At 35.9% G+C, this 17,446-nt stretch carries 24 protein-coding genes; 1 reads left to right on the top strand and 23 read right to left on the bottom strand.

The features are described from left to right. Nucleotide 1: 1 nt before the first annotated feature. The 12 genes from F5ESL0230_RS04705 to F5ESL0230_RS04760 form a co-directional block, all read right to left on the bottom strand. Nucleotides 2-1,414: a minor capsid protein gene (locus tag F5ESL0230_RS04705; protein ID WP_158593063.1), complete on the bottom strand. Its 1,413-nt coding sequence runs from the start codon at nt 1,412-1,414 to the stop codon at nt 2-4. Further along, nucleotides 1,386-2,828, bottom strand: coding sequence for a phage portal protein (locus F5ESL0230_RS04710; protein WP_122021802.1), 1,443 nt, complete (start codon nt 2,826-2,828; stop codon nt 1,386-1,388). Before F5ESL0230_RS04710 ends, F5ESL0230_RS04705 begins: the two co-directional genes overlap by 29 nt. Then, nucleotides 2,819-4,069, bottom strand: coding sequence for a PBSX family phage terminase large subunit (locus F5ESL0230_RS04715; RefSeq protein ID WP_122021803.1), 1,251 nt, complete (start codon nt 4,067-4,069; stop codon nt 2,819-2,821). The genes F5ESL0230_RS04710 and F5ESL0230_RS04715 overlap by 10 nt, the downstream gene beginning before the upstream one ends. Further along, nucleotides 4,053-4,562, bottom strand: a complete 510-nt coding sequence (locus F5ESL0230_RS04720) for a terminase small subunit (RefSeq protein WP_122021804.1) — start codon at nt 4,560-4,562, stop codon at nt 4,053-4,055. The genes F5ESL0230_RS04715 and F5ESL0230_RS04720 overlap by 17 nt, the downstream gene beginning before the upstream one ends. Nucleotides 4,563-4,717: 155 nt before the next feature. Continuing rightward, nucleotides 4,718-6,952, bottom strand: coding sequence for a S8 family peptidase (locus F5ESL0230_RS04725; RefSeq protein ID WP_122021805.1), 2,235 nt, complete (start codon nt 6,950-6,952; stop codon nt 4,718-4,720). Next, entirely contained in the window at nt 6,945-7,997 is a 1,053-nt protein-coding gene (locus F5ESL0230_RS04730; protein WP_122021806.1) for an ATP-binding protein, read from the bottom strand. Before F5ESL0230_RS04730 ends, F5ESL0230_RS04725 begins: the two co-directional genes overlap by 8 nt. 489 nt (nt 7,998-8,486) lie before the next feature. Beyond that, nucleotides 8,487-8,993 carry an ArpU family phage packaging/lysis transcriptional regulator gene (locus tag F5ESL0230_RS04735; protein ID WP_122021807.1) on the bottom strand — a complete coding sequence of 169 codons (507 nt, stop codon included), beginning with the start codon at nt 8,991-8,993 and terminating at the stop codon, nt 8,487-8,489. Nucleotides 8,994-9,003: 10 nt separating this feature from the next. After that, nucleotides 9,004-9,498, bottom strand: coding sequence for a hypothetical protein (locus tag F5ESL0230_RS04740; RefSeq protein WP_147440870.1), 495 nt, complete (start codon nt 9,496-9,498; stop codon nt 9,004-9,006). Nucleotides 9,499-9,510: 12 nt separating this feature from the next. Further along, a complete protein-coding gene (locus F5ESL0230_RS04745; RefSeq protein WP_122021809.1) occupies nt 9,511-9,996 on the bottom strand; it encodes a RusA family crossover junction endodeoxyribonuclease in 486 nt (161 codons plus the stop codon). A 9-nt stretch (nt 9,997-10,005) separates the two neighbouring features. After that, complete coding sequence (gene ssb, locus F5ESL0230_RS04750; RefSeq protein WP_122021810.1) at nt 10,006-10,479, bottom strand: single-stranded DNA-binding protein; 474 nt, start codon at nt 10,477-10,479, stop codon at nt 10,006-10,008. Continuing rightward, complete coding sequence (locus tag F5ESL0230_RS04755) at nt 10,476-10,685, bottom strand: hypothetical protein (protein ID WP_122021811.1); 210 nt, start codon at nt 10,683-10,685, stop codon at nt 10,476-10,478. Before F5ESL0230_RS04755 ends, ssb begins: the two co-directional genes overlap by 4 nt. Nucleotides 10,686-10,688: 3 nt before the next feature. Then, entirely contained in the window at nt 10,689-10,874 is a 186-nt protein-coding gene (locus F5ESL0230_RS04760) for a helix-turn-helix transcriptional regulator (RefSeq protein WP_122021812.1), read from the bottom strand. A gap of 69 nt (nt 10,875-10,943) precedes the next feature. Between F5ESL0230_RS04760 and F5ESL0230_RS04765 the strand changes: the two genes are divergently transcribed. Further along, a complete protein-coding gene (locus tag F5ESL0230_RS04765; RefSeq protein WP_122021813.1) occupies nt 10,944-11,699 on the top strand; it encodes a DUF4393 domain-containing protein in 756 nt (251 codons plus the stop codon). Between the two features lie 68 nt (nt 11,700-11,767). Here F5ESL0230_RS04765 and F5ESL0230_RS04770 read toward each other — a convergent pair whose 3' ends face one another. From F5ESL0230_RS04770 to F5ESL0230_RS04815, 11 genes are all read right to left on the bottom strand, one after another. Beyond that, nucleotides 11,768-12,058, bottom strand: a complete 291-nt coding sequence (locus F5ESL0230_RS04770) for a RusA family crossover junction endodeoxyribonuclease (protein WP_122021814.1) — start codon at nt 12,056-12,058, stop codon at nt 11,768-11,770. 347 nt (nt 12,059-12,405) lie between these two features. Further along, nucleotides 12,406-12,867 (bottom strand): hypothetical protein, encoded by a 462-nt coding sequence (locus F5ESL0230_RS04775; protein WP_122021815.1) that lies wholly within the window; start codon nt 12,865-12,867, stop codon nt 12,406-12,408. Nucleotides 12,868-12,871: 4 nt separating this feature from the next. Beyond that, nucleotides 12,872-13,588: a hypothetical protein gene (locus F5ESL0230_RS04780; RefSeq protein ID WP_122021816.1), complete on the bottom strand. Its 717-nt coding sequence runs from the start codon at nt 13,586-13,588 to the stop codon at nt 12,872-12,874. 2 nt (nt 13,589-13,590) lie between these two features. Continuing rightward, nucleotides 13,591-14,304, bottom strand: a complete 714-nt coding sequence (locus tag F5ESL0230_RS04785) for a DUF1071 domain-containing protein (protein WP_122021817.1) — start codon at nt 14,302-14,304, stop codon at nt 13,591-13,593. A 13-nt stretch (nt 14,305-14,317) separates the two neighbouring features. After that, nucleotides 14,318-14,803, bottom strand: a complete 486-nt coding sequence (locus tag F5ESL0230_RS04790; protein ID WP_122021818.1) for a siphovirus Gp157 family protein — start codon at nt 14,801-14,803, stop codon at nt 14,318-14,320. An 11-nt stretch (nt 14,804-14,814) separates the two neighbouring features. Further along, nucleotides 14,815-15,168, bottom strand: a complete 354-nt coding sequence (locus F5ESL0230_RS04795) for a hypothetical protein (RefSeq protein ID WP_122021819.1) — start codon at nt 15,166-15,168, stop codon at nt 14,815-14,817. A 224-nt stretch (nt 15,169-15,392) separates the two neighbouring features. Next, complete coding sequence (locus F5ESL0230_RS04800; protein WP_233551647.1) at nt 15,393-15,701, bottom strand: DUF771 domain-containing protein; 309 nt, start codon at nt 15,699-15,701, stop codon at nt 15,393-15,395. Nucleotides 15,702-15,796: 95 nt separating this feature from the next. Further along, nucleotides 15,797-15,973 (bottom strand): hypothetical protein, encoded by a 177-nt coding sequence (locus tag F5ESL0230_RS08415; protein WP_158592447.1) that lies wholly within the window; start codon nt 15,971-15,973, stop codon nt 15,797-15,799. Then, entirely contained in the window at nt 15,970-16,302 is a 333-nt protein-coding gene (locus F5ESL0230_RS04805) for a hypothetical protein (RefSeq protein ID WP_122021820.1), read from the bottom strand. Before F5ESL0230_RS04805 ends, F5ESL0230_RS08415 begins: the two co-directional genes overlap by 4 nt. Before the next feature lie 2 nt (nt 16,303-16,304). Then, nucleotides 16,305-17,051, bottom strand: a complete 747-nt coding sequence (locus tag F5ESL0230_RS04810; protein WP_122021821.1) for a phage regulatory protein/antirepressor Ant — start codon at nt 17,049-17,051, stop codon at nt 16,305-16,307. Further along, complete coding sequence (locus F5ESL0230_RS04815) at nt 17,008-17,310, bottom strand: helix-turn-helix domain-containing protein (RefSeq protein ID WP_122021822.1); 303 nt, start codon at nt 17,308-17,310, stop codon at nt 17,008-17,010. The genes F5ESL0230_RS04810 and F5ESL0230_RS04815 overlap by 44 nt, the downstream gene beginning before the upstream one ends. Nucleotides 17,311-17,446 lie beyond the last annotated feature (136 nt).

Consider the following 17,446-nt stretch of genomic DNA (forward strand, 5'->3'; position numbering starts at 1 on the left):
CTTATTTTAAATAATCTGGCTTCTGAGGCGTGACATGACAGCCTCTCTTACTGTAGCCGATACGTCCTTGCTTAGTTGGATAATAATTGCCATTTATGTCCGCCCATAAGCCTATATAAGAATTATGGTTGAACAAAACCTTTTGTTTATCCGTATTCTGGCGTTTCTTACCATATTTGTCAATTAATGCTTGAGTTTCAACAGGTGAAATAATCAATTCACTTACTGGTCGTTTACGACCTTTAGCATAGTTATCAAATTCGGGCGTTCCCTTTACATGTTTATTATACTGCTCTGCATTGAGTTCATTCCAGTTATATTTTCCCGATTTTGGAATATATCTAGCAGCAGTATTCGGTAACGACTCATTTTGCCTTTGGTAATCAACCGCCTTCTTCCACTGGTCGAAAGTCATGTTGTCAACATAAGTGCCTTTACCAGTTTCTGGATCTCTTGACCACCTTACTCGGTCATCTGGTAAGACTTCAATATAAGGAACTGTTGTACATCTACAATAAGGATGAATTAACGGATAATTAATGCCATCTTTTCTATCTTTCAGGTCAAAAATCTCACCATCTAAGTGCCCACATTCTTCGCAAGTGTGGGACTCTAACGTTGCTAAATACTGGTACTGTTCAACTCCCTCTTCTTTGTAAGCATCTGCAGTAGCTGTTTCGGCAATGTGCCCCATTTCAGTAATCACTAAGCGATGCAATTGATAGTCTTCAACGTCTCTCAATCGCTGGCGCATCATTTTAAACACTTGCTCATGAGAATGTCCTAAAACAGAGCCCCTTAATAACGCATCACCTAATTCATTAGGTAACACCTCAGTGTAGTTTTTCCAAATCCGTTTAGAGAAGTTGCTGCCATTCCAGGGCTTGTTGACAATTACTTTGACTTGATATTCATTAACATTGGCAAAGTTACTAGATAATTTAGCCTGCTCTAATTGTGTTAAGTAGATGCTGTGCATGTATGTTTGTTGAAATTGGTTAGATAGACTTTGTGCTAATTTGTTACTCTCAGCTGTCGCATATTGACTTAATAGGTTGGTCAGTTGCTCGTCTATGTTCTCAAGTCTTGATAATTGACTTTTGAAATATTCGGCATCTAGTTCTTTATCAAAGCCACCTTCTTTAGCCTTACGCTTGAACTCCTTCAATGTCATGTGCCAATCACGAGTACCAATTGTGCTCAAGATTTTACGAGCATCTTCTTTGCTGATTTTTTGATTGTTGGCATAACGATTGAGCCAGTATTCAACTTCCTGCTCTAGTATTGGCTGAACCTCTTTTAAACGAGCACGCATGGCTGACTCATATTCAGCTGCATTAGTCAACTGATTGTCTTTTTCCTGTAAAAACCTCTTTTGCCAATAGCTACGACTTCTTGCTGTCTTCTTGCTCATCGTCATCATCACCGTTTAAGCTATTAGGGTTTCCGTACTCGCCATTGCGATTTTTAAGGTCTTCTTGTTGGTCTTTGAGTTCCTCTTGCCAGTCTTCCACAATTGGATTAGCTTTAGCGATTGCTTCTTTACTTGTCCAGTTAGCTAATTGACTAACTACTTGAGCTCGTTCAACATCATTTTGAATTGCTGTTCTAGTCCAAGTTTGATTAATTCTTCGACTATCCGCATCTGAAATATTTAACCAATGCATGATTGCTCTAACTAATTCAGTCACTGCATCCCTAAAATAGGCTTCTGTTTTAGCTGCTTTTAACTCCAAATGAGAATAGAGCATCTTAATTGCAGTCCCAGTTGCATTGTTAGTTTTAAAATCCGTTGGGTCAATGCCTTGCGCATGAACAAAAATATTAGTCTTAGTTGTTTCTAGCATTGAATTCCGAGCTTCAGTAGGGATATTAATGGCTAATTGGTCAACACCTGAATCATTGCCACTGCCCATACTCCTAACTTTAATGGACTTATACCGTTGGAGGTCTTCCCTAAATTCATCCAAATCTTGACCGTCGTAATTCTTTAAGATTAAAAATATTTGTTGAATATCATCTAAATCATTAACGTAGCCGTTATAAATTTTGTCATAAACGTCAATTAAGCCCTTGTAATGAAATAAATCTGGTTGCTGTTCCTTGTTTTTTGGAAACGCAATAAACGGAATTCGACCAAAACCATGATAGTTAACACTTGACGTTCCTGTAAGTTCATCTGTTGTTAAATCATAAACGTTGAATCTATCTTCAATAGGCTCTAAATTATTAAATTGCTCGTCACGTGATTTAAAAACAGTGACTGTTTCATCATCCCAGTATTCATGTACCCAATAAGTTTTAGCGGTTTCTGAATCAAGTTCTTTATACGAGCGTCTTAGTGCTACTAACTTACGATTTAAATCAGTTGAATAAATTGGTGTTACTTGGTCTGGTGGCACAATCGCATATCTAAACTGGCTATTTTCATCAAGCCAATAATGTAGCCATGCTATACCAGCATTGGCTGCATCAACAACCAATTCATTTAGTCTTAAAGCAAAGTTGTCGCCTAAAGTATCTTTGATTTGGTCATTTAGCTTATCTTCACCTACATCAATAGTGGGGGGCTTAGTAACCAAATAGCCCGCCTCTTGGTCAACTAGCAATTGATGAAAGTTAGAACTCACACGGTTATCAGCTGGTCTTAACGGATTTTTACTCTTTTTTGCCGCATCGTCTTCTTTAGTTTTAGACTCGCCATTGTTTTTTATCGTGATGTCATTCTCATTGAGGTAATAGCTTTTAGATTTAGCATATTTAGCATTAAAATTAACTCGCCTTGTTTGCGTGTTTTGTAGCAATTTTTTCATTGCTTCTAATTCCATTTAATAAAACCTCCTTTCCTGATTAAACTCTCAAGAGCATATCTTGTAGCGTCCATAGTGTGGTCGTTGCCATCTGGATAACCTGACTTGTAATTGCCATTCAAATCAATTTCAAATTCATAACTAGTAAATTCACGCCAGGCATCGGGACAACGGTTGGGGTCAATGATAATTTCACGTAAATCTTCCAGCCACTTGTAGCCGTGATCACGTGAACCTCCGCCTTTGATTGCACCATAAATGTTCAGTCCCTGGTCTTGGTATTCCGCAATCATATCAGGGGAGGCTGAATCAGCTGTTAATGGTTCATTTCTGGGATTACGTTGCTTTATCATCGCAACTGCATCACGTACTTTTAGACCAACACGTTCAAATTCATCAAAAATAAAAATGCGACGCCTTGCTGAGTCCCAATAAATTTTAACGAATGCCGTCGGGTCTTTAGCAAAGCCAAAATCAAGTCCGTAGTAAACCTTATCAAATCTAGCAATTTCATCATCTGTAATTGGTCTGGTAGTAATATTGTTGAACACTTCTGCACCAGTTCCAGTTACTTCACCCAGATATTCATGTCGGTATGCTTTCTCATTGTCTTTTTCAAGTTGTCTCGCGTCAGCAAGGAATTCAACTCCAAGCCAACTTTTAGGTACAGAACGATAATCTGATAAGTTAACTAGCGTATCATCACGCATTTGTTCACTATCAACTGCTTGATTAACCCAGTTAGATTGTCTTGCTGGTGGATTATATGAATAGAAAGTAATAATACCAGACCCACCTCGACCAAGAGATTGGTTGATTGACCGAATTTCTTCCATGCCTTTAAATTCGGTCACCTCTTCAAAATGTTTGAACTTGGTGTAACCCTGTCTAAACGTTTGCGACTTGATTTTCCTTGGATCATCTGCACCCTTAAATCTAACTTGCTGACCAGTTGGCTTATATGTCAACTGCATCGGGCTTACTGATGACTGCCAGTAGTCATCAACATGGAGTAAGTCAATCGCCCACAAATATTGTTCAAAAACCGAATCACGTAGAGTGTTAGCCACCTTACGCAGAACAATCGCATTAGCATCCTTATCTTGCATTATTCCCAGTACAATCATGAGCGAAATAAAAGAGGACTTGGTCGAACCACGTCCTCCTTTGAGCCAATAATTGGCATGTTTTTTGTTATGAATATCCCAAAAAAGCTTATAGAAAGCCGGCGAGATATTATCTTTAAGACTCACTTGCATTATTGTCCTCCTTTGGGATATTGAAATTGATGTTGACTGTCGTGTCTAGATCATCACTGTTTAACTGCTCAACTTTATATTCAGCCATCTTAGCTTCGGCAACCATTTTACGCAGTTGCGCATTAGAAATAGGGTCACTTGGATACCGTTTAAGCAATTCTTTAGCAGCAGTAATTCTGTCTTTAGCCGAAACTTCAATACCCTCAAAAATGCCCTTAGCAGTCGCTACAGTCTCCGTTTGTTCGCCTCGCATAACTGAGGTTAAGTATTCTAAAACCTCTTTGGCGCTCGCTAATTTGGCAGATTCGAGCCGTTTCATGCGCGATTCGATATAAGCTTTAACGTTAGCATTTGTTAGCATGCGACTAGCATTAGCTCTCGCAGTTTCATTATTTTTAACCTTGTAGCCAGCATTTACATATGCTTCGGTCGCATTACCACTTTTGATATACTCGTCAGCAAACTTTTTTTGTTTACCTTTTAATTCAGTCACATCATTTCACCACCTCCTGATTTTGGGGCACTAAAAAAGAGCACCGCTGGGATGCTCTTTATTACTTAACTAGTTCATATGTTTTCTTAAAAACTGCCATATTAGCAAAGTGCACTGACTTTAAATAAATTAATAATAATTGCGTTCACAAAAGATTATTCAAGCTTAATATTTTGATTGCCTTGTTCATAAACATCAATTCGATTCTGAACGTCAATTTTGTTTACCAACCAGCCACGAAAATTTGCTTGTTGAATAAAGTCATCAATTCGATTAACATTGTTCATTTCTTTTAGAGTAACAACAATACCAAATTTCAGACCTCGACCATCTTTGTTAGATAATCTTTCCTTCTCCCTGAGTTCAATTCCCCAAATTGGATCTTCACCATAAGTACATCTCGGTCTTGGATTCGTTGTAATCTGCTCACTGATGGTCTTAACATTATCCCATTTTCTGAACTGCTTTCTGGCCATTGCCTCATTAACTAGTGGGTAACCATCATTTTGATGATTATTATTAATCGATTTGATTTTGGCTTTACCTTTAACACTCTGTAACCGACCAAAAGACAGGTCAAGTTCTGTATTAGTGTAGTCAACCCCTTGATTTCTTGTGCACTTTGGAAAATAACACAGAGTTGCTTTGGCAAAAAAAGGATACTTATTTTTAACAACAGGAACGGGAATTTGATAATTATAAGTATTCCATTTTTCTGCTATACCTTCTAAGGTAAACTTAATCTCATTATCAGGACAATTAATAATATCTTCAATTCTAACAGGTACTACACCATTGCCTATCATTTCAAGATCCCCATTAGTTTCATTTTTTCTGGACCAGCCAACTGATGAATCGATCAACAAGGCCTTAGCAATTTCTCTGCTAAGTCCCAAAATATCAATCAAGTAAGCTAATTTTCGTGCAATCCAAGGAGCAGCAAAAGAAGTCCCGCTCACAATAACTTCACCATTAGGACCATAAGCCTTGAGAGGATTTTTTTTATCACCATCATAATAACTTAAATCTGGTTTAGTAAAAAAAGATAAAACTATTCCCTTACGCGAATATGGTTCTGGGTTACGGCTACTATCAACAGCATTTACAACAACTGAATTAATTGAGTCAGCAGGAGCACCTATTTTTTTTGGAGGCTCACCTAGCTCTTTATTAGTACCAGCAATTACAAAAAGCACATTATTTTCAAATTGAATTTCATCTAGAGCTGCTCCTTCAGCTGATACAAAATTCCGATTAATTTCGAATTTTGAACCTAGCGAAAGATTCCAAACATGAATTTCAGGGTTGGCAACCACCGCTTCTCTTATACTCTTAATAATGGCGAAAGAACTAAAACCTTTTTCAACTGAGACACCAAAATGTTTAACTCTAAACCTGCCACAACCGTCATCAAAAATCGGATTTAATGCTGGGCCATCAACAATAATTGATGAAACAGCCGTACCATGATCATAATCTTCCGAAGTTGTACTGATATTAGAATCAAGCATGTTTTGATAACTGACCCAGTCATTAAAATAAACACTTTGATCAAAAAGTGTATCAATTACGCCAATTATTGGTTCATCATTAGGGGCTGGAATGCTACGCTGATAAGTATCTGTTGAGCTCGCAGCAACTGACGGAGAAAGCTGGGCCAAATCCTCAGTCGCCATCGATACTAAGTAAGGCGCTTTTTCCATCAATAAATTAACAGAATCAGTATCCATTAACACCGTTCTATCATCTAAAAAATTTATCTGATAAGTCTTGATTCCAATTTTATCCAATACTTTACTTAAATCTTCATCCGTTTGATAAAAGGAAACTATGGAATTGTTATTAATAGAAAAATCAGCTTTCTCCACATCAAATTTAGCAACAAACCAAGCATCTATAACAATTTTTTGAAACTGTGTTTTACTAATTGAAAACCGCGGAAAGTCAATTTCCTCTAAATTAGATTTATTATTAAATTGAATATTAGAAACATTTCCATTAAAGTATTGATCTAGGATTTTAGCGACTTTTTCACCGTCACTAATTGCATTTTTCATTTGCAAATTAGATATTAAATAAGTAATTATGTGCTTTTCATCTTGATCAAACTTAGAGCCAACAATCAATTTATCAGGGTCACTACCAAAAAAGCCTTTAATCCGATTAGATTTAGCAATATTTTGGCGATAATGCGCACTAACCAGCATTTTCGAGATGATATTGTGCTGTTTTTGCCAAAACTGCTGAATGACTTTCAAATCGTTGACTAAGTTTCTAATTATGGTACTGCTTACCATGACACCTTTTCTATTTGGTAGTGTTAGCACTACCTGACTTTGTGGGTGTTTTTGCTGTTCAAATTTTCCTTTAAGAGTTAAAATTTCATTCATCCATTTTCTCCTTCAACATTCTAGCAGCCTGACTCTTTGAAATATTCTTTAAGACACCAATTTCTCTTACAGTAAAGCCTTGCCTTTTTAACTTTGTTGGATCAAGATCCTGATTTTGCTTATTCAGAGATTGATAAAGTCGAATCAAATAATCAAAATGTGCGTCTGGATTACTAAAAGCTAAAGAAACTTTAATGAGATTTTTCAATTCACCAGGATTAGGAAGAGCAGGACAAGTATTAAGAATTTTTTTAAATAACTTAGTATCTCTACTTACTTTAGTAAAATTTTTCAGATAATTATTTAATATTCCAACTCCTATATCATCTACTAAGTCAGTTTTTGAATAACGATCAAAATTGACGATACTATCAAACCTACGTTGAAAAGCTTTGTCCAGTTGTTTATATAAGTTAGTAGTAGCAATGATGACTACTTCCTCATTAACATTATCCAGTGCTTTTAGGATATTAGAAGTAGCACGACCCATTTCTCTAATATCATTTGTATTAACTCGATCCAAAGCAATTACATCAATTTCATCAAACAAAATGACTACTTTATCTGGATGTGGCATCCGATTTATTTCATTAAAGACTATTGAAATATTTTTAGCAGTTTGACCCATTTTACTATCAATTATTTCATTAAAATCAACAGAATACAAAGACCGTTGTAATAATCGAGCTACTTGCTTGGCTGATTCAGTTTTTCCTGTACCAGGTGCACCTTCAAACAAAAACTTGTTGATACCAACATGATGATTAACAGCATTCATAATACCTTTAATATCAGCCATAATAGGAATTGGTAAAAACAAAGAAGGACTATCAAGAGCAATTTTTTTAAAAAATTGACTTTCAAAAGAAATAGACTGAGGCTTAAACATATTAACATTTGAAATTAGGCTCATCACATATTGAGCTAACTGGTAGTCACCTTCTTCATCAAAGCTTCGTGCCACATCATTAGAAGTCTTTCTAAACAGATTGTCATCGCAATCATAATGGGCACGAATCAAATTAATTATTTCCTTCTTCTTCATGATTTTACACCTCTTGATTTTATTGTAACACTTTCTGGGACATTTTTATACATTATGGGACAAATATAATTATTTCGCCAAAAAAATACCACACAAATAAATTGTGAGATATTTTGTTTAAAATTAAAAAATTCAATATAACCTGAACCTTATACTAAAAAATCTTGTTCCAGATTGTGTTTGGGACAACATAGGTTATCATGATTTCTCAAAAATAACAAACTATTTATTTCACCTAAGTTTGTACTTACTCCTTACCAAATTGAAAGATCACACGTCTATTGCGGTGTCGAGAATCGAACTCGGCTACAACCATTACCGCAGCTCTTTTTTGCATTTAATGAGGTTAGAAATGAATAAAATCTAGCTAGTTTAACGTCGTTTCGGACGGTTTTAAAGCTATTAGGAATTACCCTAATTTTTTGACAATACAATAATACAATAGATTATGACCGCCTGGCTTTCGCTCTTTGACCGCTCTTATGTCGCTCAATGACCGCTTTTTGAAATTTCCTCAGCCGTTTCTAAGCTCTCAAAAACTTGTAAATCTTCAATGGATGAGCCATCTTCTTTTCGCCAGAAATCAAAGCGTTCAGCAAATTCAACACACGCATCATTTTTTACCTCATTAAATCTAGTACTTTGATATCCCAACTTAGACCTAATTCGGTCATTAGACCAGTGTTTAATAAAATACAGATAAAGGATAGTTCCACTAATGTGGCTGCAACTACTGATAGTATGATCTACTGCCAGCACGCAAGTTTGAGCATCAAGATTAGCTGTCATTCGCTCGTCTTGATGATTAAGCCCATCATGGCCGCCAACATTATTAGGATCAAGTGTTGGACTAGATATATCACTCAAATGTTTGTTGGCCAGATTAAGATAATGACCAAAGTCTTCTGTAAAAAAATCCTTAACTGCCTGGGCTGTTTTGGCTTTATCTAACTTCGCTTTTTTAAACAAAACTAATTGTTCAACTCCAATCATCATCCTAACCAACTTATTTTTTATTTATCTTACCGTTAACAATATACAAATCACCTAAATCAATGTCTTGCCAATTATACTTATTTCTATTCTGTATTAGTTCATAACCTGCATGGGCTAGATTTATCTTTGCCCCAATAAAAGATGGACAATTGACCATATAACTGTAACCAGTGTAAGTTGTACTGTAGATTTTGGCATAAGTTATTTCGTTTATCGCTAAATACTTAAATTGTGGATGAGCAACAAGCTTATTTTCACGAATAACCTTTAAAATCACATCGTCTGAAGTATCCATTGCTTCAGCAATACTCCTTATGCTGTATCCTTCGTCCAACAGTCTTGCAACATTGTCACGGTATCTATCGACTTTTGTTCGGTTCTCAAGTCCTTCAAGTTTGTTACGTAGCTTTATTAACATCTCGTTATTTTCAGGAATATAGCCCTTATTTTTATATTTATCTTCAAGATAGTGTAACAAGTTATATGGTATAGTACTGCTCATCACTAATCACCTTCCTCATTCTTCATGCCACAAGGCTGTTATTTCAACCTGTGGCTCTTTCCCATACCATTTTTCAACTGTCAAATCGACTACTTGCTTATCGTCTCTATATAGCCCTTCGCTTAGGCACACAGCCTTGTGCAATGCGTGATTAACTTTCATTTTAGGATTTAACCCATCTAGCACAATCTTCGCTATATTGTCGCTATCAGGCTTTTTAGTTGGTCTCTCTTCCCCACTTAAGCACCTTGCCCTGCGCTTTTTTGAATAAGAAGTCGGTATTCCAAAATACACTTTGATTGAAATAGCCATATCCTGCGATATTGGCTTATTTATGTTGTGCGCTCTTCTTGCAACTTGAGCACTGTACCTAACTTGATCTTCATAGTGATGCGTTTTATCAGGTGTGTAAGTAATTACATGATCATTTTGCCTAGAAAATCGTGGTCTTGCTTTACTTTTAGGTTCCCCAGGGACGATAAATTTCAAACAACGCTCCATAGTTTCCTCCTAAAAAGGTAAATCATCGTCTGTTATATCAATCGTGTCGCTTGAACCGCTAAATGGGTCTTGCGGGGCGCTATTATTGCTGTTACCTGTATTATTGCCACCATTGCTACTATAACCGCCGTCATTCCCCATATTTGCGTTATTTTGCCTATCCTTTTTAGACTCAAGTAATGAAAAGCTATCAACGACTACTTCAGTCACATAAACCTTTTGCCCATTTCGGCCATCGTATGATCTAGTTTGAATTCGCCCATCAATGCCAACAAGTGACCCTTTTGACGTAAAATTACAGAAATTCTCTGCGGCCTTGCGCCAAATGACACAACTGATAAAGTCTGCTCCTCTCTCACCTTGAGCGTTAGTATACTGACGATTAACAGCAAGCGTAAATGTGGCTACTGACAGCCCACTCTGCGTTGTTTTTAATTCCGGATCTCGTGTTAAGCGACCAACAAGTACAACTCGATTAATCATTTTCGGTCTCCTTTTTTTCTATAAGAATAGTAAGCAACTACTATATTTTCGATAAAGAAAAACGCTGAGCATAGTGTGGCAAACAACGCTATTTTGCTTTGCCATATGAAATAAGCAATTATAGCAACCACTAAAAATACGCCCCAAGTTTTCGTATTACTTGCCCTTTTTTCAAATTTACTTTGCCAATCATTATTTACTTCCATTGATTACCTCAATTCGTCTAAGCTGATACCTAACGCATCAGCAATTTTACATACTTTACTAAAGCTGGGTTCCTGCCCAGCAAATTTATATTTTTTCAATGTTTCATAATTTACATTAGATTCCCTGGCTAATTTCGCTAAAGACCAATGCTTTTTATTTAAAACAATTTGTATTTTATTCCACAACATCTTGTGCCTTTCGTGTATAATAGTACATATATTTAGTATTAAATTAACTTTTTAAAAAAGGAGATTTTTATGGATCCAGAAAATCCACTTAATTTTTTACCTCAAAATACTCAAGAACTATTGATGAATCCTACTGCTAAAAATATTGGTGACACCTTAGGTGGTATTTCAGAATTATTATTATCGCCATTCAACATAGTGACAACATGGACTAATGCACATATAAGAAAATTTAAGCAGTCAATTATTGATAATGTAAATAAAATTCCTGAAGAAAATAGGGATTTTTCTAAACTAAACTTAGCTATGAAAACCATAGAAGATTCTAAATATCAAATAAGTGATGATAACCTAAGAGAAATGTTCGCTAAACTTATTGCCGCATCAGTTGATAAAAATCAAAATCAAAATTTATCTCCAAGGTTTTCAAACATTTTATCTCAGCTAAGTCCATCAGATGCAAAGCTGTTAAAACAATTATCTTTTAATCCCCCTCTTCCAATTCCTACTGTGAGTTATACATTGGATATGGGATCAAAAATTGAATATCCTATATTTGAACACCGCATTGGTATTAACTATTCTAAAAAAGATATAATCATAAATGAGGCTGGACTTGATACTTTGACATCATTGGGAATAGTTAGGTTAAGAGATAACTTTGAAATTCCAGAAGCAAGTATTCAAAAATTTTATAAAGAAATGAAATATGCAGAATATCCTATGCAATCAATTGATGGACGCGCAGAAAGAGATATGAAAATTGTAAATGGGATTATACAATTTACAACATTTGGTGAAACTTTTATAAATACAGTTATTTAAGTCTATATCAATGATCTAATAAATTAATTCCATCTTGCTATAATTTCAACCCGTGACTCCTCCGCATATCACTTCTCAACATGCAGACATACAACCTGCTTGTCATCTCTGTATAAACTTTCGTGTACACATTCTGCTTTATGCAGATCATGGTTCAGCTTCATCTTCGGGTTAAGCCTATCCAAAATAATCTTGGCGATATTGTCGCTATCGGGCTTCTTTCCTGGCCGCTCGATTCCGTTCAAGCAATCCTGTCTGCACTTCTTTGAATATAACCTGGGCACTGGGAAGTATGCCTTAATGCTTAACGCCATATCTTTTGATATTGGCTTTTTTATTTCGTCTTCAACTCTTGCCATCAGATCATATCCTATATGTAAGCGTTACTTTATAGACATATACTTTTAAATAATCATCTAAACATTTTTTGCTACAAAAAAATTTGTTCGATATCGTAAATGGTGCTATATATGCTTCTGCATTTTCATGCAATTCATGGCCGCAACCAGCACACGAAAGTGTATTCTTCTTATCAGTCATTGCTAGTCCTCAACCTTTCTACAATTTGCAATTCCCTCATCATCACACATTGCCCGATACAGTTCGAAGCATTGTCTGGAGCAAAACACTGAATCGTCATAATCGCATACATAAAATTTGGATTTTAATTTTTTGCTGCATAATGTGCATCGATTTATTTCTTCTGTCATTGCTTTTCTCCCATATACTTATTTTCAAAATCTACAAAAAACTGATGTATCTTTTGACAGTCTTCTTGTTCTTTTTGCTCAAATGCTCCAGCACCATGGACTTGATTGTAGTTTGCAATTAGTTGCTCCCGTTTGTTCTGTCTCTTTAGCTCTACTTCAGCCCAGTCAGTACCAACCTCCACTGCTTTTTTAGAAGAAAACCCGCTTTTAGTACTTTTACTAATCTGACTATTAAATGGGTCAGCAGCTGGTCTAATTACCCTTAATTGCCTAGTAATGTAGGAAACTGGCTGCATACAATGCTGTTTAATTGCTTGATGAAAAACACGATTAAGATCTTTATATGAGATGTTTGGATATAGCCCTTTTAAGTCATCCATTTCAGGTTGGCTAATGCTACAATTAGGGATTTGTATTTTAAGATAATCTACTAAATCTTCAATTTTAGGTTTATCCATATTGCTATCCCCCCGCTTTGACTGCATTATCTAGGCACTTGAATAGGTAAGTTATGCTATTATTCTTGTCTGGTGCAGCGATAGCATTATTAATTACCTCTTTCACTGTTTCAGCTGGTAATCTATCCATGTAATTACTAATGACTGATTGTTGCTCTGCTTTAGTAAATTTGCATCCTGTTAGTTTTTGATAAGAGTCAAGTAACTGCTTAAATAAAATATGATTTTCGTCATCGTCTAGATGATGATGACTTTCTATTGATATTTCTTTATCTTGATAATTCTTACTATTGATATTACTTAGTGTGGGATTTTCCGCCGGACGGTTTTTCCGTCCTCCGGATTTTCCGTCCTCCGACAAATCCCTGACTTTTTGCTGTTTTTGGCTGTTTTTACCGTCATCGGTATTTTCCCCATGACGGTTAAGCTGTCCTGTATCATCAAGAATCCAGTCTAACCCTCCAAATCTACCCTTTTTAGTATGCCGATTAACCCTTTTCAAATAGCCTCTGTTTTCAAGTTCTTCTAAGCCTTTCCTCAATGAATCTTCTCCATCAATCGAATGTTTGGCTATTTCACTGACATAAAAATTCCAGCCATCTGCTTGACTCCACAGGTAGTTAAAAATACCCCTAGCTTTCCACGTTAATTTTGGATCTCTTACCAAGGTATTATCCGTGTTGGTATAATTGCCTCTACTCTTTTTTATTAGTCGTACCACGGTCAAGCACCTGCCTTTGTGGAATTGTCTAACCAACTCTTATATAGCTCCCTAGCGTAAATTTGCTTATAAGCTTCGTGACTTTCGCCACCTAAGCTTTTAATCGTCGCTGCACTATCAGGGTTACCATTAATAGCTTCTGAAACAACTTGCACTAGTTTGACAGTGCCTTTTTTGTCAGTAATTTCATAATCCAATAATTGTTGGTCAGTAAATTGTGGCTTTGCTGGCTGTTTTCTAGTTGATGTTGCTTGCCGTGGTTTAGATGCTTGCTCATTACTCTTCTCCTCAGGCAAATCCTCCCCTGCATAGACACTTAAGCCTAATCCCGCAATTGCTAGTGCTTTTACCAAAGCTCGTTGCTGCGTTTTATTAATTTCGAAATAAGTTGCCTTGGATAAGGCTTTATTGCGGTAATCCATGACAAACAATTTTGAGCTGTACTCTTGTCCATCAATGGTCACAACTGCTTCAACTTCATATCCGGCAGCCGTTTGTCGATAGTCAACATCTCTGCCAGTAGCTACCCAGCCCTCTTTGGTTAGAATGTATTCAGGAAATTCTGTGATTTTGTAGTTTGCGCTGGGATATGCCCGTTTAACTAGCGTCCATGCCTTGGCCCAACTGAGATAGTCTAGCCCGACCTTTTTATCCAAATAAGGACTAACATCGATTTCTGATAAGGTAGCAAAGACACTCTTTTTATCTTCCGTCATTGTGCATTCCTCCTTAACTAATTATTGTTCTGCGGTTAGGCTCTAGATGTGCCCCTGATACTTCCATGCCATCTTTTAAATCTTTATATATTTGATTTGTGTTAACTTTAGTAGATTCAGTTACTTTAGTAATTTTGTATTTATCTGGCAGTTTTTTCTCATCTGAAATAATGGTTTTTTGTCTTGCACCTCGTGTCTTTAAAAGATAGTGTTTCGTTTGAAGTTGCTTAATATGGGCGTTGTCTATAACGTCGGTCATATATTTTTGTAGATTGTCTTTCTGCTTTTCTAAATGACTTTTTTGTTCTGATAGTTCTTTAATCTTGTTAGCAAGGAAAGCAATATTAGCTATATCCCGTTCAATCAATCCAGCTAAACCGTCAAGCTTCTCATCTCTAGTTAATTCCAGTGAATCAAGCGTATCTTTAAGTGTCTGTGGGTCAATGTCGTCACGGTCTGCAATTTGCTTTATAGCATCATTAATTTCAAATAAATTCATAATTCAGTACCTCACTCAAACAAATCGCTAAGTTTTACGCCGTTGTAGCAATCAACTAGGACATCAGTCATGTTATCTAAGCCCATCATTAAATCATCGATAAAATCGTATTTTCTTCTATACCCTAGTTCATCAGCCAACTTGTCAATCGAGCCGCCATTAGCTTTAAGCCTGCTTCTTAAGTAATCTGCAGCATCATCATATGCATAGTCAATATCGTTGGCATAATCTGTATTGATGATTGACTCAGTTTTGTCGTAAAGCAAAATTGCATCTGGATCATCTTTTGCTAAGCTACGCATTTCTTCATCTTGATTAATTTGATAAATAGTTTTCGATAATTTTTTGCCAGTTTTAACTTCCATATGGTATAATCTCCTTATATGGTTTATATTTTTTAATTGAGTCCGATTGTCGTCGGGCTCTTTTTATGTTCCGGGAAGTCTTTCTGGTAGGGTCAATATGTAGATCGTTCCTACCAAACCAAGAATTACTAGTAATAATGAGATTATCAGTGACATCTTGGTGTGTAGTTCTAGGTCTGTGTAGGTTCTTAAAAAGTTTGCCCATTTTTTCAATATCCTTTCAATCATGGTAGTTTTGCGTCCCAATCTATTTCTGTATCATGTTCATCCATCCACTTTGCTGCCCTTCTTTGAAAAATAATTGTTGTTTTTCCGTTTTTAGTTCGCCGTGGATGTACTACCCACCCGCCGTTCTTAACATCAACTTCTGGATATTCGTCGAAAATGAATGTCCGTATCCACTCAGGTGCTCTATTTCCGCAATAATTTTCGCTAAATTCTTTCATCTTGATGGTTTTGCCTTCCAGCGACTCTGCTGGAACATAACCACGTTCTTGCATGATTTGATCAACCACTTCAATCAGAGGCCCCACTTGTATTTGTAGATTTACTAGATCAGTCACTTGATTTCACCTCGTTTTCCATTAGTTTTCTTCCTCTCTTAGTTTGTCTAAGCTGCTTTTAAAGTCTATCTTTCAAAACGGACTGGTATCGACTTTAGCTGATGATTCCGTTTATCAAGTTCTTTAATGGCTTCATTAGCTTTGATTTCAACTAAAGCTTTATTTTTATATTTCTTATCTTTTATAACTTTAAATTCAATCTCTATTTTGTTTAAACCAATTTGAGCTACTAACTTTTTCATTTTGTCTCGTTTTCGTTAATAATATTTTTTAATCGTTCTAGATTAAGCTCTTCTGGTTTTTTAATTTTGAATTCAGTTCCATCAATCCACACATAAAGCTTTTGTGACAGACCACATTCCTTAGATATTCCTGTTAAAATTCTTGAATATTTTTCATCAATCAAAGTTGCCCGTTTTAGTTCATTTGGCTCCAATGACATTGTGGCTAAAGGTACTTTGCTGTTGTCTCTATCATGAGCATAAAAGATAACGCCATAACTTTTTGTATTTTGTTTTAAAATTTTCGAGTAATCATTTGATTGCTCTTTTTTAGTGCTGTCTTTTTCCATCACTACACCTCCAGCAAATTCATTTGTTCTAGTACAGGATGAATATTATCTTCAGCAAGTAAGTCATAGATGAACTTCTTTCCTTTCTGGGTCCACTTCAAATTGTTGTGGACACCCTGATCTTTCTTGCCATCTTTTGCATAAGAATATGGTTCATACTGTGTATAACCTTTTGCGTCATATTTTCGATATAGCACCCACACTTTCCCTTGCTTATAAATAACATGACGATTATGAAGTTCAATGTTCATCTTCTTAGCAGTCCAGCCATAGTCCTTTGCTATTTCAGTAGTTGTCATTAAGCCTGGATTGTGCATCTGGCTGTCGTAATAGTCTGCTTTTGGCTTAATTTTCAAATAAGCTTTCTTTTCCTCAACCCACTTTTGTGCCCTTTTGACTGGGTCTTCAATCATGTAGCTGTCGAGATGTCCAGCTTGAATTGCTTTTATTTCGTTCTCCATTTGATTAAAAGCATTGATATACTTGAGCTTAAAATTGAGAGCCTTCTTTCCTGTAAATCCCATAGCCAATAATATAAAACCGTCTCGTGTCATAAAATATGCTCGGCGTTTTCTACCATAACTATCAGGCTTGTTACCTTCTTCAAACATCTCCCCAAAATTGGGGACATCTTTTTGAATTGCTTCAATATCCCTTAAAATATGGTCATGTCTTTTTCCAAACGTTTTTGCAACTTGTAAGCTGCTAGTCACAGCTTGTTGATTTTGCATAATTACTAATTCCTGCATGTTGTTTTCTTCTTTCCTTAACTATATTTATTTTTTGTTCTCTTTTGTCTACACTTTTTGTAAAAAAAATCGAAATTTTATTTTCTGGATATCCCAGTACAGTAAGCATTCGTGTAAATTCTTCCACTCCAATATCTGATTTTCCATTTTCTTTTTTCCAATAACTTGTTCTGCTTATACCGCTACGTTTTGCCATTTCAGCCTGAGTTAACCCTTTAGCAACTCGTTCAGCTTTCAGACGCTTAAAATTAAAAATCACTTTTCCGCCTCCTGTTCACTTTAGCGAACAAATATATAATAATTCCTTTGTTTCTTTTTGTCAACAAAAATATCAAAAAAATAATTTTATTGTTTATTTTAATGAACATCAGTAATATAATATTATTTAAAAGTAA

Origin of the sequence: Lactobacillus sp. ESL0230 (assembly GCF_003692805.1) — a bacterium.
Taxonomy (GTDB): domain Bacteria; phylum Bacillota; class Bacilli; order Lactobacillales; family Lactobacillaceae; genus Lactobacillus; species Lactobacillus bombicola.